Genomic DNA, 19,462 nt, shown 5'->3' with positions numbered 1-19,462 from the left:
TGTAAATCAAAATGCCAAAGCAACCAAAGAAACTTGAGTCCCATAACAATAAATTGCACGTGAAGAAAGATGACTCCGTTCTTGTGATCACTGGTAAAGACAAAGGCAAGAAAGGCCGCATTCTGGCAGCTTATCCTCGTCAAAACCGTGTACTGGTTGAAGGAGTGAACATGATCAAGAAGCACTCCAAGCCGACACAACAAAACCCTCAGGGTGGAATCATCGAGCAAGAAGCTCCAATCCATGTATCTAACGTTATGCTGGTTGACCCTAAGACTGGTGGACCAACTCGTGTAGGTTACAAAGTATTGGATAACGGCAAGAAAGTTCGCGTAGCGAAAAAATCCGGTGAAGTCATCGATTAATCGACTTAGGTAAGAAAGGAGGTCCTTGATTCATGGCAGCAAGAATGAAAGATCGTTTCTTGAACGAAATCACTCCTGCTTTGATGCAGAAGTTCAACTACACTTCTGTTATGCAGGTTCCGAAAATTGAGAAGGTTGTTATCAACATGGGTGTTGGTGAAGCAGTTTCCAACTCCAAGGTGCTGGATACAGCCGTTAACGATTTGCAGCTGATCGCTGGTCAAAAGCCGGTTATCACTAAAGCAAAGAAATCCATCGCAGGCTTCAAGCTTCGTGAAAATATGCCGATCGGTGTGAAGGTAACTCTTCGCGGCGACCGTATGTATCACTTCCTTGATAAATTATTCAACGTAGCTCTTCCACGTGTACGTGACTTCCGCGGTGTATCGACCAAAGCATTCGACGGTCGCGGTAACTATACACTGGGTCTGAAAGAGCAGTTGATCTTCCCAGAGATCGAGTACGATAAAGTGGATAAAGTGCGCGGTATGGATATCGTTATCGTAACAACGGCAAAAACGGACGAAGAGTCCCGTGAATTACTAAACCAATTAGGAATGCCGTTCGTGAAGTAATGACAGCGGCATTATCGGAGGTGAATAGGTAAGTGGCAAAAACTTCGATGAAGATTAAGCAGCAGCGTGCTCCCAAGTTCAAGGTTCAAGCTTATACGCGCTGTGAACGCTGTGGTCGTCCGCATTCCGTACTACGGAAATTCAAAATTTGCAGAATTTGTTTCCGCGAATTAGCATACAAAGGCCAGATCCCTGGCGTGAAAAAAGCTAGCTGGTAAAACCCAAAGTTTCGGGAAGGAGGTTTACACACATGGTTATGTCCGATCCAATTGCAGATATGCTTACACGCATCCGCAATGCTAACGTTGTTCGTCATGAGACTGTAGAAATCCCAGCTTCGAAGATCAAGCGCGAAATCGCTGAGATCCTGAAGAAGGAAGGCTTCATCCGTGACGCTGAATATATCGAAGACAACAAGCAAGGTATCATCCGCTTGTTCCTGAAATATGGCCCGAACCAAGAGCGCGTTATTTCCGGTCTGAAGAGAATCAGTAAGCCGGGATTGCGCGTGTACACGAAGAGCCAGGAGATCCCTCGCGTTCTCGGTGGCCTCGGTATCGCGATCATCTCTACGTCTAAGGGCGTAATGACCGATAAAGAAGCTCGTCAATCCAAATCCGGCGGAGAAGTTGTCTGCTACGTTTGGTAATTCCCATTTTCAAATGAACGGAGGTGCAACACATGTCCCGTATTGGTCGCAAACCAATTGCAATTCCTAGCGGAGTTAACGTCTCCCTTGATAATACAGTGATCACAGTGAAAGGACCGAAGGGTTCTTTGACTCGCGAGCTGCACAAAGATATGAAAATTACGGTTGAAGGTGAAGTTCTGAACGTAGAACGTCCATCCGACAATAAGCTGCATCGTTCCTTGCACGGTACTACACGCAGTGTGGTTCAGAACATGGTTAGCGGTGTAACGGAAGGTTTCGTTAAGAACCTTGAACTGGTTGGTGTAGGTTACCGTGCGAACAAGACTGGCAATAAGCTGGTTCTGAACGTTGGATACTCCCATCCTGTTGAGATCGAACCGGCTACTGGGATCGAATTCGAAGTTCCATCTAACACGAAGATTATCGTTAGAGGTATCGATAAGGAGCTCGTAGGCGCAACAGCTGCAAAAATTCGTTCCGTTCGTGAACCTGAGCCGTATAAAGGTAAAGGTATTAAATACGAAGGCGAGCGCATTCTTCGTAAAGAAGGTAAAGCTGGTAAGAAGAAATAAGGTAGCTTAAGGCGTTAAGCTAAACCCATTTCTCATCCGAATCGAAAGGAGTGACCCTCGAATGATTACTAAAGGCGATAAGAACAAAGCTCGTCTGAAAAGACATCTTCGCGTTCGTAAGAAAATTCAAGGAACGACTGAGCGTCCACGCCTCAACATTTTCCGTTCCTCTAAGCATATGTATGCTCAACTGATCGACGATGTAAAAGGTGTAACGATCGCTGCCGCTTCGACTCAGGACAAAGAACTGAGAGAGAACATCGGCAATGGCGGTAACGTTGAAGCCGCGACGAAAGTCGGTGCATTGATCGCTGAGCGTGCTAAGAAAGCCGGTGTGGTTTCTGTTGTTTTTGACCGCGGCGGATACTTGTACCATGGACGTGTTAAAGCTCTTGCCGACGCTGCTCGTGAAGCAGGTCTTGAATTCTAATCAAATTTACAAACAAGGAGGTAAAGGACTTGCGTATTGATCCCAATACTTTAGAGCTATCTGAAAAAGTGGTTAATATTAACCGCGTAGCGAAAGTAGTTAAAGGCGGTCGTCGTTTCAGCTTTAGCGCACTCGTAGTCGTGGGTGACGGTAAGGGCTGGGTAGGCGCTGGTATCGGTAAAGCTTCCGAGGTTCCTGATGCGATTCGCAAAGGCATCGAAGATGCGAAGAAAAACCTGATCCATGTTCCTATCGTAGGAACAACGATTCCTCACTTGGTCATTGGCCACTTTGGCGCTGGTGAAGTTCTTCTGAAGCCAGCTTCCAAGGGTACTGGCGTTATCGCCGGCGGACCTGTTCGCGCCGTGCTTGAACTTGCCGGTGTAGGCGACATTTTGACGAAGTCCCTTGGTTCTTCCAATTCCATGAATATGGTTAATGCTACCCTCGAAGGCTTGCAGCGTCTGAAGCGTGTAGAAGAAGTTGCTAAGCTTCGCGGCAAAACCGTAGAAGAACTTTTAGGTTAGGAGGGATACCATGGCTAAGCAATTGCAAATTACGCTCAAGCGCAGCCTGATCGGTCGTCCTGAAACGCAACGTAAAACTGTTGCCGCTCTTGGCCTTCGCAAACTGCATCAAACGGTTGCTCAACCTGATAATGCTGCTATTCGCGGTATGGTGAATCAGGTTATTCATCTGATCGAAGTAAAAGAAATCGAAGCATAAATCGCTTGATAAAAAGACTAGAGGAGGTGCAAACGATGAAATTGCATGAACTTTCTTCTGCACCAGGATCCCGTCATTCCCGTAAGCGCGTTGGTCGTGGTACTGGTAGCGGCATGGGTAAGACAGCAACTCGCGGTCACAAGGGTCAAAACGCTCGCTCCGGCGGTGGCGTTCGTCCTGGTTTCGAGGGTGGTCAAAACCCGCTTTATCGTCGCTTGCCGAAGCGTGGATTCAACAACCCATTCCGTGTGGAATATGCTGTTGTCAACGTTGAGGATCTGAACAAGTTCGCGGCAGGTACGGAAGTAACTCCAGAGGTTCTTGTTGAGTCCGGTATTGTAAAAAATACTTTGGACGGCATCAAGATTCTGGGTAACGGTGAAATCACGGTTAAGCTTAGCGTGAAAGCCAACAAATTCTCCCAATCTGCGGTAGAGAAAATCCAGGCTGCCGGCGGTCAAACCGAGGTGATTTAATGTTCCGTACCATATCCAATATTATGAGAGTAGACGATCTCCGGAAACGGATCATTTTCACCCTACTGGTTCTGATCGTCTACAGAATTGGTGCTTTTATTCCGGTACCTAACATCAACACAGATATACTTAAAATGCAAGACCAGGCAAACTCAAGCGATGTGTTTGGTTTGCTTAACACTTTCTCCGGTGGCGCCTTGTTCCAGTTCTCCATCTTTGCAATGGGGATCATGCCTTATATTACGGCCTCGATTATAGTTCAGCTATTGTCGATGGACGTAATCCCGGCATTTACACAGTGGGCTAAAGAAGGAGAAGTCGGTCGCAAGAAGTTAGCGCAGATTACTCGTTACGGCACGATCGTTCTTGGAATTATCCAAGCATTCGGTCTTGCGATCGGATTTAATAACATCTATAACGGATTGGTTATTAATCCAACGGTTACAACGTATGCTTTGATTGCTATCGTTTTAACGGCGGGTACTGCTTTTCTGATGTGGTTAGGGGAACAAATCACCGAGAACGGCATTGGAAATGGTATTTCCATTATCATCTTTGCGGGGATCGTGGCTGCCATTCCAACAGGCATTCAACACATCTATCAATCTCAGTTTACGGATGCCGGGGATGCGCTCTTCCTGAATATTATCAAGGTCGTCATTATTGCGATCGTGATCGTGGCGTTAATCGTTGGGGTTATCTTCGTACAGCAAGGTATTCGTAAGATACCGGTGCAGTACGCTAAACGAGTGGTAGGACGCAAGATGTTCGGCGGACAATCTACGCACATTCCTTTGAAGGTTAATGCGGCTGGAGTTATCCCTGTTATCTTTGCCTTATCGCTTCTGGTATTCCCACCGACGATCGCCAGCTTCTGGAGAGGGAATCCTGTTGCCGATTGGATTATTACGAACTTGAACTATACGCATCCTCTTGGTATGACCTTGTATGTCCTGCTCATTATCGGCTTCACTTTCTTCTACACCTTTGTTCAGATGAATCCTGAGCAAATGGCGGATCAAATGAAGAAGAACGGCGGCTACATCCCAGGTATTCGCCCGGGCAAGACAACATCGGTTTATTTAACCAGAGTGATGACCAGAATTACATTATCAGGAGCTCTTTTCTTGGCCGCGATCTCGATCATTCCAATGCTTTTCAGCAAATTGGCTGGATTGCCGGCATCGGTTAGTATCGGTGGAACTTCCTTGCTGATCGTAATCGGTGTTGGATTGGAAACGATGAAAACCATCGAAAGCCAATTGATCAAGCGTCACTATAAAGGGTTTATCAATAAATAGCAGATAGGTTCTGATAGTCGTTTCAAGCTATCGGCACCTATTGTGCTGTTAGCATCGAAAGATGCGATGGGGAGGAAGTCACGGTGAATATCATCTTTATGGGGCCTCCCGGAGCAGGGAAAGGTACCCAGGCGGAGAGAATCATTAACGAATTTCAGATTCCTCATATTTCGACAGGCGATGCATTTCGTCTGGCAATGAAGCAAGAGACGCCGCTTGGTGTCGAAGCGAAAAAGTATGTGGATCAAGGCTTGCTCGTACCTGATGAGATTACGGTCGGAATCGTTCGTGAGCGACTTCAGCAGCCGGATTGCAGTAAAGGATTCCTGCTCGATGGGTTCCCGAGAACGATTTCCCAAGCGGAGGCGCTTGATGAGATTGTAACTTCGATGGGAACGGCTATCGAACATGTGGTTAACTTGAAAGTAGATCGTGATTTGCTGCTTGCACGTTTAACAGGTCGTCGGATTTGTAAGTCCTGTGGAGCTACGTATCATATCTTGTTTAACCCCCCTGCACGTGACAATGTTTGCGACAAATGTTCTGGTGAACTGTACCAGCGTTCGGATGACACCGAAGAAAAAGTAGGTACTCGTTTGGATGAGTACATCAACAAAACGGCACCATTGCTTGAGTATTATCGTAACAAGGGAATATTGCGTGAGGTTAACGGTGAGCAAGAGATTAATACGGTTACTGCACAAATCAGTTCACTATTGCGAGGGCAAGCGTAATGATCATTTGTAAGTCTGCTGCTGAATTGGAGCTAATGAGAGAGGCGGGCCGGATTGTAGCCGAAACGCATCGACTCATGAAGGAAGCTGTTCAGCCCGATATTACAACCAAAGAGCTCGATCAAATCGCAGAAGACTATATTCGCAGTCAAGGCGCAATCCCATCTTTTAAAGGCTACAACGGTTTTCCTGGAAGTATCTGTGCTTCAGTCAATGATGAATTGGTTCACGGTATACCCAGCGGACGAAAGCTTAAAGATGGTGACATCATTAGTATCGACATCGGTGCTCAATTTCGAGGATATCATGGGGACTCGGCTTGGACCTACGCGGTAGGTAACGTATCGGATACGGCACTGAAGCTCCTGGAAGTGACGGAACGGTCTTTATTCGCAGGACTTGCCGAAGCGAAGCCGGACGCAAGGCTCTACACGATTTCTCATGCGATTCAAAAATGCATTGAAGATGAAGGATTTTCGGTTGTACGAGAGTATGTGGGTCACGGAATCGGAACGAAGCTGCACGAAGAGCCGCAAATTCCGAATTACGGGATCGCAGGCAGAGGACCGCGGCTTAAGCCCGGTATGGTGTTAGCGATTGAACCGATGGTCAACGTAGGAGAACGGTATGTCCGGACCCTCGAGGATGATTGGACGGTCGTCACAGTGGATGGCACACTGTGCGCTCATTTCGAGCACACCATAGCGATTACGTCCGACGGTTATGAAATTCTAACGCTCCCAAGAGCGTAGGAAGCATGATGTCAACGACACAAGCTCCTCAAATCGGACAAATCGTAAAGGTGAATCGGGGAAGTGGTTCCGGTATGTATGCTGTCATAATCAATGTCGTAGACCAACGATTTGTATGGATTGCCGACGGCTGCAAACGGAAGTTCGATAAGCCTAAAAAGAAAAATCTGCTTCATCTGGAGCTCCTGCCGGTGATTAGCTCCTACGTGAGAGAAAGCCTGCTGGAGACCGGTCGTGTCACCAACGGAAAACTGCGGGATCTGCTTATGAAGTATGCGAACAATTCACAACTGGAAGCACAAGAGAAAGGAGAATGACTGTGGCCAAAGAAGATGTAATTGAAGTTGAAGGTACAGTGATTGAACCTCTTCCGAATGCAATGTTTAAGGTAGAACTGGAGAACGGTCATAAGATACTTGCTCACGTATCCGGTAAAATCAGAATGCACTTTATTCGTATCCTTCCGGGGGATAAAGTGACAGTGGAGCTCTCGCCCTATGATTTGACCAGAGGCCGTATAACCTATCGTTTTAAATAAATCGGATCTAAGCTTACGAAGATAGTTTGCCCCAGGTAGACTAGAGGAGGGAAACACCATGAAGGTAAGACCATCGGTCAAGCCGATTTGCGAAAAATGCAAAGTCATTCGCCGCAAAGGTAACGTTATGGTAATCTGTGAAAACCCGAAGCATAAACAAAAACAAGGTTAAGGAGGTGCTTGCATAAATGGCACGTATTGCTGGTGTAGACTTGCCTCGTGACAAGCGCGTAATCATTGCGCTCACTTACATTTTTGGTATCGGCAACACAACGGCTCAAAAGATCATCGCTCAAACAGGGATCAGCGAGAACACTCGTGTTCGCGACCTGACAGAGGATGAAGTAAGCAAAATCCGTGATGTAATCGACAAAACCCTCAAGGTGGAAGGCGATCTTCGTCGTGAGATTTCCCTGAACATCAAGCGTTTGATCGAGATCGGCTGCTATCGTGGCGTTCGTCATCGTCGCGGCTTGCCTGTTCGTGGTCAACGTACTAAAACTAATGCTCGTACACGTAAAGGTCCTCGTCGTACGGTAGCTAACAAGAAGAAATAGTAAAGGGGGGAACTATTAAATGGCTAAACCTAAAAAAGTCGTTCGTACGAAACGTCGTGACCGGAAAAATATTGACTCTGGAGTGGCTCATATCCGCTCTACGTTCAACAATACGATCGTTACGATCACAGATCCTCATGGCAACGCAATCTCTTGGGCAAGCGCCGGTAACCTTGGCTTCAAGGGCTCCCGTAAGAGCACTCCGTTCGCTGCGCAGATGGCTGCTGAATCCGCTGCAAAAGCTGCAATGGAGCATGGCATGAAGGCTGTTGAAGTTATGGTTAAAGGACCGGGCGCAGGCCGCGAGGCAGCAATCCGTTCTCTTCAAGCAGCAGGTTTGGAAGTAAACCTGATTAAAGACGTGACTCCGATTCCTCATAACGGTTGCCGTCCTCCAAAACGCCGTCGTGTCTAATTAGGATTGCTAAGCTAGGTGGTATAAATATCCAAAAAGTGTGAATACTATTTGGATGGGAATACTACGCGTTTTATACGTCTTAAGTTATCCAGAGGGAAACGACGTTTGAAGGAGGGTTCTACCCATGATCGAAATCGAAAAGCCGAAAATAGAAACCGTAACTCTTAGTGAAGATGGCAGCTACGGCAAATTTGTCGTAGAGCCATTGGAGAGAGGCTACGGGACTACGCTTGGAAACTCGCTTCGCCGCATTCTGCTGTCATCTCTGCCGGGCGCTGCTGTAACGTCCGTGCAGATTGACGGCGTTTTGCATGAGTTCTCGACCGTTCCGGGTGTGATGGAAGACGTTACGGAGATTATCCTGAACCTGAAGGGACTGTCCCTTAAGATTCACTCCGACGAAGAGAAAGTGTTGGAGATTGATGCTGAGGGGGAAGGTGCTGTCGTAGCTGGAGATATCCGCGGGGATAGCGATGTAGAGATTCTGAATCCGGATCTGCATATTGCTACTTTGTCGTCAGATGCCCGGCTCCACATGAGAATTCATGCAAACCGGGGTCGCGGCTATGTACAGGCGGATAAGAATAAGAAGGAAGATCAGCCTATCGGCGTCATCCCGATCGATTCGATCTACACTCCAATCACCCGTGTCAACTACAGCGTCGAAAACACTCGCGTCGGCCAGGTGACCAACTATGACAAACTCACCCTCGAAGTCTGGACCGATGGAAGTATTCGTCCTGAAGAAGCGGTAAGCTTGGGCGCTAAAATCCTAACGGAGCATCTGATGCTGTTCGTTGGCTTGACTGACGAAGCGAAGGATGCAGAAATTATGGTGGAGAAAGAAGAGGATAAGAAGGAGAAAGTTCTCGAGATGACTATCGAGGAGCTGGATCTTTCCGTTCGTTCTTATAACTGCCTGAAGCGTGCCGGCATCAACACGGTACAAGAATTGATTACGAAAACCGAAGAAGACATGATGAAGGTTCGTAACTTGGGTCGCAAATCTCTCGAAGAAGTACAAGAAAAGCTCGAAGAGCTTGGCTTGGGGCTTCGGATGGAAGACTAGACCTCCTAGCTACGCTTCCTCATGATCAAGCAGAAGGAGGTTTGCAAACATGGCAGCATATAGAAAGCTGAACCGTGATTCCAGCTCGCGTAAAGCGTTGTTCCGCGATCTGGTAACGGATCTGTTCATACATGAGCGCATTCAAACAACCGAAGCAAAGGCGAAAGAATTGCGCTCCATCGCAGAAAAACTCATCACACTCGCAAAGCGCGGAGATCTCCACGCTCGTCGTCAAGTAGCTTCGTTCGTTCGTCGTGAAGCTGCTAACGAAAACCAAGATGCGATTCAAAAGCTGTTCTCCGATTTGGCTCCTCGCTACGCTGAGCGCCAAGGCGGTTACACACGCATTTTGAAGCTGGGCCCTCGTCGCGGCGATGCAGCGCCTATGGTATACTTGGAGCTAGTTGATCGAGCTTAAGAAGAACGGGGAAAGGGTGGACGGAATCGTTAGATTCCGATGAAGCCCTTTTTTTTGTAATTTTTTATCCGAAGCTCTATCTGTAGGATCGTTTTCCCTGGGGGGACTTTCTATCTAGGGGATGCGGTGGTTTACGTAAGGCATGGAGGCAAGCCGTGAGAAATATTTGCATGACGGTAAGCTATGACGGAACGGCGTATAACGGCTTTCAAGTTCAACCGGGTCTGAATACGATTCAGGGCCATTTGGAACACTCGATCAAACTACTGACGGGTGAGGACTTGAAAATTACGGCATCCGGAAGAACGGATGCGGGAGTACATGCCCGTTACCAGGTGTTTAATTTTATCACGCAATCCCAGATTCCCTTGAAGAATTGGTGTTTAGCAGTGAACACCAGACTTCCTGACGATATCCGCGTATGGAGTGCGATGGAGGTTCCCCTCGAATTTCATTCAAGACGTTCGGCTAAGAGGAAAACCTATCGTTACACCATTCGCCACGGCAGATACCCGAATCTGTTTCTCCGGCATTTGGAATATCATCACTATGCACCTTTGGATGTAGAGGCGATGAGAGAGGGGCTGCAGCACCTCGTAGGCGAGCATGATTTCACCTCGTACTGTTCTCCCCTTACCGCACCGGAAAAATCAAGAATCAGGACCATCTACGAGGCGAGGATTGAATGTGAGCCTGTAGATCCGGCCTGGAATTCTTATGCTATGCATATCTATTTGACCGGCAACGGTTTTTTATACAATATGGTGCGTATTATCGTTGGTACTTTGCTTCAAGTCGGGCAGGGGAAACGCTCCAGTGAGGAGATGCGAACGATTCTGGAGGGGAAGAGCCGCAAGCTGGCCGGACCGACCGCAGTTGCTCATGGTTTAATGCTATGGGAAGTATTTTACGATGAGCAAGCAAATAGTCCTTGAAAAGTCCAGAATAATGTAGTAAAATAACACTTGGTGTTTCTTGATCGGCTATCCCACGGCCCCGGGTCTTGAAACCGAACTGTATCAACTATTATGAACCATGACCGATATAGATTTAGGAGGAACATATTTCATGCGTACCACATACATGGCGAAGCCAAATGAAGTAGAGCGCAAATGGTACATCATCGATGCTACCGATAAGACCCTGGGCCGTCTGGCAAGTGAAGCGGCAAGCATTATCCGCGGCAAGCATAAGCCACAATTCACTCCGCACGTTGATGCAGGTGATTTTGTAATCATCATCAATGCAGAGAAGATTCATCTGACTGGTAAGAAACTGCAACAGAAGAAGTACTACAACCACTCCCTGTACTCGGGCGGTCTGAAAGTAACTACAGCTCAGGATATGATCAAGAACAAGCCTGAGCGTGTTCTGGAGCATGCGATCCATGGTATGCTTCCAAAAAATCGTCTCGGTAACGCTCTGAAGACGAAGTTGAAAGTATATGCAGGCGCTGAGCATCCGCATCAAGCACAACAACCAGAAGTTTGGGAACTTCGCGGTTAAAATAAAGGGAGGACTGTTTTGTGGCACAAGTACAATATTATGGCACTGGTCGTCGTAAGCACTCGGTAGCACGCGTTCGTTTGGTACCGGGCGAAGGCCGTATCGTTATCAATAAGCGTGAGTTGGATGAGTATTTTGGTTTGGAAACACTGAAGCTGATCGTGAAGCAACCATTAGCGTTGACTGAAACTATTGGTAAATATGATGTACTGGTTATCGCTCATGGTGGCGGTATTTCCGGACAAGCTGGAGCAATCCGTCATGGGATCTCCCGCGCACTCTTGAAGGCTGACCCGGAATTCCGCGGTTCCTTGAAGCGCGCAGGCTTCCTGACGCGTGACCCACGGATGAAGGAGCGTAAGAAGTACGGCTTGAAAGCCGCTCGTCGTGCGCCTCAGTTCTCCAAGCGTTAATTTTTCGATACCAGAAGAAACCTTCTTGTCTATATGGCGGGAAGGTTTTTTATTTCTGAAAAAAATGATAGTCACCTTTTCAAATGTTGAGAAATACAATAGGGTAGTGCCTATGAGAAAAATTTGATTTGACAAAAAGTAGCCACCGACTATAATTTATACTAATACAAACAAATCACATGATCATACTCGGATTTATTTTATAGGAGGCCTAATTCCATTATGAATTTATTTGAAAAGGAAAAGTTAATTAACACAGCCGCTGAGGAATTTGAAACCAAGAGTCCGGAGGAGCTAATTGCTTGGGCCGTTGAGAAATTCCCTAATATCACATTGGCCTGCAGCTTTGGTGCTGAAGATGTGGTGCTCGTTGATATGCTGCAGAAGATCAGCCCGAAGACGGATATCTTTTATCTGGATACGAACGTTCACTTTCAAGAGACTTATGAGACACGTGACCGACTTCAGCAGCATTATGGCGTTGAGTTCGTGCAAGTGCTCCCTAAGATCACTTTGGAAGAGCAGGCAAGTCAATTCGGTGACGAGCTGTGGAAATCCAATCCGAACCAATGCTGTAACATTCGGAAGGTAGATCCTTTGACGGATATCTTAAAAAATTATGATGCTTGGATTACAGGTATCCGCAGGGATCAAGCGGCTACTCGCGCCAATGCGAAGAAGGTTGAATACGATGTAAAGTTCGGACTTGTCAAGTTCAACCCGATTGCCGACTGGACTTCGGAAGATGTATGGAACTATATCCGTAATAATAACATCATCTATAACCCACTTCATGATAACCACTACCCTAGCATCGGCTGCTCCCATTGCACTCGCCAAGTAATGCCTGGTGAGGACCCACGAGCAGGACGTTGGTCCGGTCACGAGAAAACGGAATGCGGTCTTCATAAATAAGCGAAAGCTATATGGAGGGGTAAGTGAAATGGCAGAAACCATTCTTCCGCATGGCGGAACATTAATCAATCGGGTTGCTGAAGGGGCTCAGAGAGAACAGCTTCTTGAGCAAGCGAAGAGCTTATATCAGCTGAAGATTAATGCTTGGACGATCTCCGACTTGGATTTGATCGGCGTTGGTGCCTTTTCCCCACTTACTGGCTTCCTAGGTGAAAAAGATTATCGCTCGGTAGTAGAACGTATGCGTCTTGCTAACGGCACGGTATGGAGTATTCCCATTACGTTGGCCGTTGAAGCAGAGGTTGCCTCTAAGCTTCAGGAAGGGCAGCAAGTAGCTCTTGTAGGCGAGAACGACGGCGTTGTGTACGGTATTATCGACGTACAGAGCATCTACCAAATTGACCAAAAGAACGAAGCAGTGAAAGTATTTAAAACAGACAACGAGACCCACCCGGGAGTACAGAAGTTGTTCACGAGACCATCGACGTATGTAGGCGGACCGATTCAAGTGCTGAACCGGCCAAAGCCGGAGAAATTCGAGGATTTCTACTTCGATCCTGCCAAGACAAGGGAGATCTTTGCAGCAAAGGGCTGGAAGAGAGTTGTAGGCTTCCAAACAAGGAATCCGGTACACCGCGCTCATGAATACATTCAGAAATGCGCTATGGAAATTGTGGACGCCCTCTTCCTTAATCCATTGGTAGGGGAAACCAAATCGGACGATATTTCCGCGAACGTACGGATGCGCAGCTATCTGGTCCTGCTTGAGAATTACTATCCGAAGGATAGAGTGTTTCTGGGAGTGTTTCCCGCGGCAATGCGTTATGCAGGCCCACGGGAGGCGATTTTCCATGCCATGGTTCGTAAAAACTACGGCTGCACCCACTTTATCGTGGGCCGGGATCATGCAGGTGTAGGCGACTACTACGGAACCTATGAGGCGCAAGAGATCTTTAGTAACTTTACAAGCGATGAGCTCGGAATTACACCGCTTTTCTTCGAGCATAGCTTCTTCTGCACCAAATGCGGAAATATGGCCTCCAGCAAAACTTGTCCGCACGATAAAGCGGATCATATGCATCTCTCCGGCACGAAGGTAAGAGCTTTGTTGCGTAACGGCCAATGCCCGCCGCCTGAATTCACTCGTCCGGAAGTGGCCAAGGTGCTGATCGAGGGCATGAAGGAACCTGAGTACCACGTATAAGCACTAAGGTATAATTGTCCACCCTGTCCCATATAGATGAGTATTGACTCTATGGGGATGTGAGGTGGATTTTTTCATGTTCGGAAGGAAGAAAAGGGTCGTCGTCTGGTTAACGGCTCACAGCGGTTTAAAGCTGGCTATGTCAGCTATGCTGATAGCCTTAATGGTATTCATGTTTACGTACGAGCTTCCTGCAACGAAAACTTGGACCTATTGGACGATGCCGCTCTCGGGCAAGACGATTGCGCTGGATGCGGGTCATGGCGGCCCTGACGGGGGCGCGGCAAGTAAGGATGGAGTCATTGAGAAGGATATTAATCTTGCCATTACGCTGCATCTGAGAGACTATTTGCAGCAGGCCGGCGCCATGGTTGTCCTCACCAGAGAAGAGGATAAGGATCTGGCTGACCCGAATACGAAGGGGTATAGCAAACGTAAGACGGAGGATCTGTTAAAGCGGGCTGAGTTGATTAATCAGAAAAAGGCGGATTTATTCTTAAGTATTCACATGAATGCGATTCCTTCCAGCCGATGGTCCGGCGCCCAGACGTTCTATACCTCCAACCATAAAGACAACAGGACATTGGCCACTTTAGTGCAGGAAGAGATAAAGCGGAACTTGAAAAATACGGACCGGCTCGCGAAACCGTTAGACAATGGAATGTACCTGCTGAAAACCCTTCAAATGCCGAGCACTTTAATCGAGGTCGGCTTCCTCTCCAATCCTGAGGAGTCAAGACTGCTAAGAGACCCTGCGTACCAGAAGAAGGTGGCTGCCTCCATCTATCAGGGGATCTTGCGATACTACTCAGGCGAGAAGGTTAGCGAAAGTTAATTTTGTGGTATAATACTCCTCAGGAATGAGTACATACAATGGCTGAGGTGACGGTGTGGTTACAAGAGAGCAATTATTAGAAGCAATCGGACATATTCAAGATATCGAATTTGGCGTTCCGCTAACTGCATTGTACTTGGTGCGTGACATCATGGTGAAAGGGGATCATGTGTCCGCGACCGTTATCCTTTCAAAGGACGATGAGAATTATAAAAATCAATTGCAGCACGATATTACGAATGCCTTCTTAGAGGTGGGCGCCGGCAATGTACATCTTCGGTTTCGGGTGATGTCGGATTACGAGCGGAATGAAGCGGCTAAGAGAAAACAAGAGGTAACGAGCGAACCTGCACCTGCAGCCAAAGCACAATCCATTCTGGACCCGGGATCCGGTGTTTCCTTCATTGCCATTGCAAGCGGTAAGGGCGGCGTAGGGAAGTCGACGGTTACTGTAAATTTAGCCGTGGCTTTAGCCCGGCTGGGCAAAAAGGTCGGTTTGGTGGACGCGGATATTTACGGTTTCAGCGTACCGGATATGATGGGGATTGAAGGGCGTCCGAATGTGGTAGAAAATCGGATTATCCCTGTTGAGCGCTTTGGTGTCAAAGTAATTTCCATGGGCTTCTTCGTCGAAGAGAATACCCCCGTCATATGGCGTGGACCTATGCTCGGCAAAATGCTCCGCAACTTCTTCAACGAAGTGGAATGGGGGGAGCTGGATTATTTGCTGCTTGACCTGCCGCCGGGTACCGGTGATGTGGCATTAGACGTTCACCAGATGATTCCGCAGAGTAAGGAGATTATTGTTACGACACCTCATGCGACGGCTGCTTTCGTAGCCGCCAGAGCGGGCGCAATGGCGCTTCATACCGACCATGAAATTCTAGGGGTAGTAGAGAATATGGCTTATTATTCCTGCTCCTCCTGCGGCAATAAGGATTATATCTTCGGCCGCGGCGGCGGCGCTAAATTGGCGGAAGAGCTGCATTCCCAGCTATTAGCGCAAATTCCATTAGGCGTACCGGATAACCATGTGTCGGAACCGGATTACAGCCCATCTGTTTATAAAGCAGATAGTGCTACGGGACAGATTTACTTGGATATGGCCCGCCAAGTTATTGAAAAAGCATAGCTCATAAAAAAGGACTGGCTTGGGGCCAGTCCTTTTTTATGAGCTTATGATGATTCCTCTTTCTTCTTTTTCTCATCTCCGCCGCCATCTCCGCCGCTATCGGATCCGCCGCTGGAGCCGCCACCTTGGCTTCCTCCGCCACCGCCTTGGCCTCCGCCACCTTGACCTCCACCGCTTTGGCCGCCGCCGCCCTGGCCTTCACTGCCGCCACCTTGACCGCCACCGCCTTGGCCACCGCCTTGGCCACTTTGCATAGCTTTCGGCTTGGATTCATTCTCTAAGACCTTCTTCATCAGGTTCATCATTTCAACCCGGAAGAGAGGGCTTTGTAACGATTCCTGAATAGCCGTTTGCATTTGCTGCTTGTACTGCGGACTCTTCATGGTGTCAAGCAGCATGGCTTGAAACTCCGCACCCTTCATAGCATTTAATAATTGCACTTGGTATTCGGGATCCTTCATCAAATCCTTTTGCAGCTGCTTCGTTTCCTTTTGGATCGCCTTGGCGAATTGACCGGCGAACAGTGGATCAGTGATCATGTTGTTCAAAAACTTTGTACTGTTCGTATCCACCAGCACATCTTTTACTGCAAGCTGAAGCTGTCTTGTATCACCTGCAGATAACATTTGAATTTTTGTATTGTTCCTTGTGTTGGCATCTTGAATGGCCTTGATCCCGTCTTCTGTCTTAAGAATATCGAGTACCATCGATTTGGTTTCCTTATAGCCGCCGGCACCATTGGTCGTTGAGGCTTGAGTGTCGGAGCCGCAGGCAGTCATAAGACACACCATTGCAAACGCAGGCACAAGTCTGATCCATTTGGCTTTCATCAGAACAAGGCTCCTTTCCTTCGGTTTGTACTTAGTATGGATTAAGAGGACTTGTTTCAATCAAGCCTATATTGGCTTTTTCAGGTGAAGGTTGGTACAATTAAGTGTTGATAAACGAGTCTATGGGGGTACATAAAGTGACATTGCGTAAATGGTTTTATTTATTCTGGACAACGTTGGTTATCGGTTCCATAGCTGCGTTAGCGGCAGGGCTACTATTACAGGCAACTGATCAAAGTATGACACTAGCCGGCAAGGAAATAGGGTTCAACATCATAAACATGCTGCTGGCCGGAGCTACCATAAGTGTGTTAAGTCAGATGGGCTTTTTTGCTTATTTGATCGTCCGCTTTATTATGATGGGAATGATCAGGAACAAGCTGACCTGGGATTTAATCCAGTTAATACTGGTAGGCATTGTGTTAGTTGACTTGGTGTACTTCCGCTACTCTGGCTCTACCGGGCAAGAAGGCTGGGCCATCTTTCTAGTGCTTCCAGTTACTTTAGTAGTCCTGTCTTGGATCGTTGCCGCCCGAAAGGTAAAAATAACGAATAAATCGGCTTGGATTCCGACATTTTTCTTCCTTGTGTTTGTAACGGCATTGGAAGCTTTGCCGTCCATCCGTTTAAACAACGCAGCCTCCACCTTTTTTATGCTGGTCCCCTTATATCTTTGCAACGTATGGCAAATTTTAATCCTAACGAAAATTGTAGAAACCAAAAAAGAGCCGGCGTAACGGCTCTTCACTTTTTACGTATATAGTTTTAATGGATTCGTTTCATGGTTTGATCTTCCACGGGAGGCTTGTTATCCACTGTAGTCTGCTTCATGAGCTCACTGACGGAAACGAACTCATAGCCTTTAGCTCGAAGCTCATCGATAATTCTAGGGAGAGCCTCGTGCGTCTGCTTGGACGAATCGCTGGCATGCATTAGAATGATATCCCCGGGATGAGCCTTAGATACAACACGATTGACAATGGTATCGACACCCTTGTTCAGCCAATCCTGTGAATCGGTATCCCACTGCACGACGGTATAATTCAGCTCGTTAGCGATACGAAGCACGCGCTTGTCGAAATCTCCGTTCGGAAGTCGAATGAGGTTTGGTGCTTTTCCGGTAACCTCACCGAGTATCTGATGGGCCGTCTGAATTTGCGTGCGGATTTCCTCGTCGGTCAGGCTGCTGTAATTCACATGTTTGTGCCCGTGGCTGCCGATTTCCCATCCGCCCTGAGTAATTTTGCTTACAATGTCCGGATGGCTCTTGCTCCAAGGAGAAGATAAGAAGAAAGTCGCCTTAGTTACTTTCTTATCCTGAAGCACTTTAAGAATGGGCTCCGTGCGCTTCTCACCCCAGCTGATATCGAAGGTCAGAGCCACCAATTTTTTATCGGTCGGTACACTGTAGATGGCGGCAGGAGTGCTTGGGGAGAACACAGTGACATTCTCTCTCTCGGAATACACGATGCCAATGGCGAATACAAAGGCTACGACAATGATGAGGGCTTGTTTTAATTTTTTGCCGTTCATTACATAAAAATAATTCACGTTCCCTGTCCTCCTTATGCCTAACGTCAAGAAAGGCTTGTTTTCATTATCTGATACTAAAATGTATGCTCGTACCATCAACATATGCTCACTTATTTAGAAGGGGGAACGGCCGACAATGAATTTATCCGCTGCATTATCGCAACTGAAAGTTATGAAGCATTACTTAATTGCATCCGCACTTGTATTTGTGATCGGGATTGTATTGGGGGCAACCAGTTCCGAGCAGTTTCAGGCATTTCTCGACGCACAGCTCGCAGCTCTTAAACAGATCTCGAAGGCGGTAGAAGAAACGGAGCAGCCACAATGGACGCTGTTTTGGGTCATATTTTGGAACAATGCGTCGAAATCACTATTAATTATCGCGCTTGGGGTGTTCATTGGAATTTTCCCCCTTTTCTTTCTAATCGGGAACGGGCTTCTTTTGGGATATATCGGGGCAGTCAGTGTTAAGCAGGATTCCTTATGGGCGCTGATCAAAGGGATCGTTCCCCACGGCATTTTGGAAATTCCGGCGATTATCGTGGCCAGTGCGTTAGGGCTGAGACTCGGTCTCTTGATCCTCAAAAATCTATTCGCGTTAGTAAGCCCGGCACGTTCTTCCAAGTCGAGGGAGCAGCTGAAGGTATTTATGAAGTCATTGGTTCCTTTAGCCATAATGCTCGTCGTTATCCTATTCTTAGCGGCTGTCATTGAAAGCACCGTTACCCTCTGGCTGGTTAAGGGTTAAAAAAATCTTCCAACACAGACTAATAAAATATCCAAAATCTGTGCATAACAGTAAGGCATAACACTGATTTGGATGAATAAGGCATGCATAAAAGCCCAGAATTTACTGAAACCATGAACAACGAGCTTTGATGGTATGCCTTTTTTGTTGTCTGTAAACTGAAGATTTGGTTATTGAAAGGGGCCGCCAAAGGGATGATTGGTTTTCTATTTAATGAGCGTGAGTGCAGAGAGCTTGATTACGTGCTTCGCAAAGAATTGGACGAAATGCTCTTTGATCTTAACGATAAAAGAATCGATACCGACATAAAAACAGCGATTGAGTCCCGTTACAAGGTGATCTTCCGTATGTATGCACGACTTGCTTCGCCTAAGGAAATCTCGAGATATGCGAGAAATCGAATGCATCATTAAAAATTCTTTATCGAGGGCTTGACTTCTAAGATTGGTTTATGATAAATTATCTTTCGTTCGCTAAACGGGACAAGCATTCGCAAGGGTGCTTGAGTCATTGCTAAGTATTTCCTTAAAAAAAGTGCTTGCAAGTATATAGGCGAATATGATATATTGATAAAGTCGCCGCTGAAACGGATGACAACAAACGACAGCAATTGCCCTTTGAAAACTGAACAACGAGAGAGTGAAATACAACGGATCGAAAGATTCGTGCTAGCTTTGAATGAGCAAGTCGAACTTTACTTTATTGGAGAGTTTGATCCTGGCTCAGGACGAACGCTGGCGGCGTGCCTAATACATGCAAGTCG

Annotated in this window: 31 protein-coding genes and 1 rRNA gene (1 of these 32 cut by a window edge); 30 read left to right on the top strand and 2 right to left on the bottom strand. The window is 47.1% G+C overall.

The window, feature by feature from the left end; translation table 11 throughout:
• Positions 1 to 11: 11 nt before the first annotated feature.
• The 26 genes from rplX to salA all read left to right on the top strand — a co-directional run bounded on the left by rplX (position 12) and on the right by salA (position 15,588).
• Positions 12 to 365 carry a 50S ribosomal protein L24 gene (gene rplX / locus QMO62_RS16570; protein ID WP_284642713.1) on the top strand — a complete coding sequence of 118 codons (354 nt, stop codon included), beginning with the start codon at positions 12 to 14 and terminating at the stop codon, positions 363 to 365.
• Positions 366 to 397: 32 nt separating this feature from the next.
• A complete protein-coding gene (rplE, locus tag QMO62_RS16565) occupies positions 398 to 940 on the top strand; it encodes a 50S ribosomal protein L5 (RefSeq protein ID WP_284642712.1) in 543 nt (180 codons plus the stop codon).
• 32 nt (positions 941 to 972) lie between these two features.
• A complete protein-coding gene (locus QMO62_RS16560) occupies positions 973 to 1,158 on the top strand; it encodes a type Z 30S ribosomal protein S14 (RefSeq protein ID WP_113022649.1) in 186 nt (61 codons plus the stop codon).
• Positions 1,159 to 1,190: 32 nt separating this feature from the next.
• On the top strand, positions 1,191 to 1,589 hold the full coding sequence (gene rpsH, locus QMO62_RS16555; RefSeq protein ID WP_284642711.1) for a 30S ribosomal protein S8: 399 nt from the start codon (positions 1,191 to 1,193) through the stop codon (positions 1,587 to 1,589).
• A gap of 32 nt (positions 1,590 to 1,621) precedes the next feature.
• Positions 1,622 to 2,164, top strand: coding sequence for a 50S ribosomal protein L6 (gene rplF / locus QMO62_RS16550; protein ID WP_284642710.1), 543 nt, complete (start codon positions 1,622 to 1,624; stop codon positions 2,162 to 2,164).
• Positions 2,165 to 2,225: 61 nt separating this feature from the next.
• Positions 2,226 to 2,594, top strand: a complete 369-nt coding sequence (gene rplR, locus QMO62_RS16545; RefSeq protein WP_284642709.1) for a 50S ribosomal protein L18 — start codon at positions 2,226 to 2,228, stop codon at positions 2,592 to 2,594.
• 29 nt (positions 2,595 to 2,623) lie between these two features.
• Positions 2,624 to 3,121: a 30S ribosomal protein S5 gene (gene rpsE / locus QMO62_RS16540; RefSeq protein WP_284642708.1), complete on the top strand. Its 498-nt coding sequence runs from the start codon at positions 2,624 to 2,626 to the stop codon at positions 3,119 to 3,121.
• A gap of 10 nt (positions 3,122 to 3,131) precedes the next feature.
• A complete protein-coding gene (gene rpmD / locus QMO62_RS16535; RefSeq protein WP_284642707.1) occupies positions 3,132 to 3,320 on the top strand; it encodes a 50S ribosomal protein L30 in 189 nt (62 codons plus the stop codon).
• A gap of 35 nt (positions 3,321 to 3,355) precedes the next feature.
• Positions 3,356 to 3,796: a 50S ribosomal protein L15 gene (gene rplO, locus QMO62_RS16530; protein ID WP_284642706.1), complete on the top strand. Its 441-nt coding sequence runs from the start codon at positions 3,356 to 3,358 to the stop codon at positions 3,794 to 3,796.
• Positions 3,796 to 5,097, top strand: coding sequence for a preprotein translocase subunit SecY (secY, locus tag QMO62_RS16525; protein ID WP_284642705.1), 1,302 nt, complete (start codon positions 3,796 to 3,798; stop codon positions 5,095 to 5,097). Before rplO ends, secY begins: the two co-directional genes overlap by 1 nt.
• Before the next feature lie 83 nt (positions 5,098 to 5,180).
• Entirely contained in the window at positions 5,181 to 5,831 is a 651-nt protein-coding gene (locus QMO62_RS16520) for an adenylate kinase (RefSeq protein WP_284642704.1), read from the top strand.
• Complete coding sequence (gene map, locus QMO62_RS16515; protein ID WP_284642703.1) at positions 5,831 to 6,583, top strand: type I methionyl aminopeptidase; 753 nt, start codon at positions 5,831 to 5,833, stop codon at positions 6,581 to 6,583. The genes QMO62_RS16520 and map overlap by 1 nt, the downstream gene beginning before the upstream one ends.
• Before the next feature lie 8 nt (positions 6,584 to 6,591).
• Positions 6,592 to 6,900, top strand: coding sequence for a KOW domain-containing RNA-binding protein (locus QMO62_RS16510; protein WP_284644966.1), 309 nt, complete (start codon positions 6,592 to 6,594; stop codon positions 6,898 to 6,900).
• Positions 6,901 to 6,902: 2 nt separating this feature from the next.
• Positions 6,903 to 7,121: a translation initiation factor IF-1 gene (gene infA, locus QMO62_RS16505; RefSeq protein ID WP_009676800.1), complete on the top strand. Its 219-nt coding sequence runs from the start codon at positions 6,903 to 6,905 to the stop codon at positions 7,119 to 7,121.
• A 58-nt stretch (positions 7,122 to 7,179) separates the two neighbouring features.
• Positions 7,180 to 7,293 (top strand): 50S ribosomal protein L36, encoded by a 114-nt coding sequence (gene rpmJ, locus QMO62_RS16500; protein WP_003333770.1) that lies wholly within the window; start codon positions 7,180 to 7,182, stop codon positions 7,291 to 7,293.
• 16 nt (positions 7,294 to 7,309) lie between these two features.
• Positions 7,310 to 7,678 (top strand): 30S ribosomal protein S13, encoded by a 369-nt coding sequence (gene rpsM / locus QMO62_RS16495; RefSeq protein WP_284642611.1) that lies wholly within the window; start codon positions 7,310 to 7,312, stop codon positions 7,676 to 7,678.
• Between the two features lie 19 nt (positions 7,679 to 7,697).
• Positions 7,698 to 8,093 carry a 30S ribosomal protein S11 gene (gene rpsK / locus QMO62_RS16490; protein ID WP_013921137.1) on the top strand — a complete coding sequence of 132 codons (396 nt, stop codon included), beginning with the start codon at positions 7,698 to 7,700 and terminating at the stop codon, positions 8,091 to 8,093.
• Positions 8,094 to 8,220: 127 nt separating this feature from the next.
• On the top strand, positions 8,221 to 9,165 hold the full coding sequence (locus QMO62_RS16485; protein WP_284642602.1) for a DNA-directed RNA polymerase subunit alpha: 945 nt from the start codon (positions 8,221 to 8,223) through the stop codon (positions 9,163 to 9,165).
• A gap of 49 nt (positions 9,166 to 9,214) precedes the next feature.
• Entirely contained in the window at positions 9,215 to 9,583 is a 369-nt protein-coding gene (gene rplQ / locus QMO62_RS16480) for a 50S ribosomal protein L17 (RefSeq protein ID WP_284642599.1), read from the top strand.
• A 155-nt stretch (positions 9,584 to 9,738) separates the two neighbouring features.
• Complete coding sequence (truA, locus tag QMO62_RS16475) at positions 9,739 to 10,518, top strand: tRNA pseudouridine(38-40) synthase TruA (RefSeq protein WP_284642597.1); 780 nt, start codon at positions 9,739 to 9,741, stop codon at positions 10,516 to 10,518.
• A 133-nt stretch (positions 10,519 to 10,651) separates the two neighbouring features.
• Entirely contained in the window at positions 10,652 to 11,089 is a 438-nt protein-coding gene (gene rplM, locus QMO62_RS16470) for a 50S ribosomal protein L13 (protein ID WP_284642595.1), read from the top strand.
• 20 nt (positions 11,090 to 11,109) lie between these two features.
• Positions 11,110 to 11,502 (top strand): 30S ribosomal protein S9, encoded by a 393-nt coding sequence (gene rpsI / locus QMO62_RS16465; protein WP_284642593.1) that lies wholly within the window; start codon positions 11,110 to 11,112, stop codon positions 11,500 to 11,502.
• Between the two features lie 222 nt (positions 11,503 to 11,724).
• The gene (locus QMO62_RS16460) at positions 11,725 to 12,417 is read left to right on the top strand and encodes a phosphoadenylyl-sulfate reductase (RefSeq protein ID WP_284642591.1); all 693 of its coding nucleotides are present in this window, start codon (positions 11,725 to 11,727) and stop codon (positions 12,415 to 12,417) included.
• A gap of 28 nt (positions 12,418 to 12,445) precedes the next feature.
• A complete protein-coding gene (sat, locus tag QMO62_RS16455; RefSeq protein ID WP_284642589.1) occupies positions 12,446 to 13,621 on the top strand; it encodes a sulfate adenylyltransferase in 1,176 nt (391 codons plus the stop codon).
• A 76-nt stretch (positions 13,622 to 13,697) separates the two neighbouring features.
• Positions 13,698 to 14,456 carry an N-acetylmuramoyl-L-alanine amidase CwlD gene (cwlD, locus tag QMO62_RS16450; protein WP_284642587.1) on the top strand — a complete coding sequence of 253 codons (759 nt, stop codon included), beginning with the start codon at positions 13,698 to 13,700 and terminating at the stop codon, positions 14,454 to 14,456.
• 55 nt (positions 14,457 to 14,511) lie between these two features.
• Positions 14,512 to 15,588 (top strand): iron-sulfur carrier protein/transcriptional regulator SalA, encoded by a 1,077-nt coding sequence (gene salA / locus QMO62_RS16445; RefSeq protein ID WP_284642584.1) that lies wholly within the window; start codon positions 14,512 to 14,514, stop codon positions 15,586 to 15,588.
• A gap of 44 nt (positions 15,589 to 15,632) precedes the next feature.
• Here salA and gerD read toward each other — a convergent pair whose 3' ends face one another.
• Entirely contained in the window at positions 15,633 to 16,418 is a 786-nt protein-coding gene (gene gerD, locus QMO62_RS16440) for a spore germination lipoprotein GerD (protein ID WP_284642582.1), read from the bottom strand.
• 137 nt (positions 16,419 to 16,555) lie between these two features.
• Here gerD and QMO62_RS16435 point away from each other — a divergent pair, with 137 nt between their 5' ends.
• Entirely contained in the window at positions 16,556 to 17,155 is a 600-nt protein-coding gene (locus QMO62_RS16435; protein WP_284642579.1) for a KinB-signaling pathway activation protein, read from the top strand.
• 28 nt (positions 17,156 to 17,183) lie between these two features.
• Here the strand turns inward: QMO62_RS16435 and pdaB are convergent, their stop codons facing one another.
• Positions 17,184 to 17,969 carry a polysaccharide deacetylase family sporulation protein PdaB gene (gene pdaB / locus QMO62_RS16430; RefSeq protein WP_284642577.1) on the bottom strand — a complete coding sequence of 262 codons (786 nt, stop codon included), beginning with the start codon at positions 17,967 to 17,969 and terminating at the stop codon, positions 17,184 to 17,186.
• A 118-nt stretch (positions 17,970 to 18,087) separates the two neighbouring features.
• Here pdaB and QMO62_RS16425 point away from each other — a divergent pair, with 118 nt between their 5' ends.
• The 3 genes from QMO62_RS16425 to QMO62_RS16415 all read left to right on the top strand — a co-directional run.
• Positions 18,088 to 18,699: a stage II sporulation protein M gene (locus QMO62_RS16425; RefSeq protein ID WP_284642575.1), complete on the top strand. Its 612-nt coding sequence runs from the start codon at positions 18,088 to 18,090 to the stop codon at positions 18,697 to 18,699.
• 194 nt (positions 18,700 to 18,893) lie between these two features.
• A complete protein-coding gene (locus QMO62_RS16420; protein ID WP_284642573.1) occupies positions 18,894 to 19,112 on the top strand; it encodes a hypothetical protein in 219 nt (72 codons plus the stop codon).
• Between the two features lie 286 nt (positions 19,113 to 19,398).
• Positions 19,399 to 19,462 (top strand): 16S ribosomal RNA (locus tag QMO62_RS16415); it runs 1,471 nt beyond the window's last position.

This window comes from Paenibacillus silviterrae (assembly GCF_030167925.1).
Classification (GTDB): domain Bacteria; phylum Bacillota; class Bacilli; order Paenibacillales; family NBRC-103111; genus Paenibacillus_G; species Paenibacillus_G silviterrae.
The sequence above is the reverse complement of the archived record's forward strand: the minus strand, read 5'-3'. Positions and strand labels throughout refer to the sequence as shown.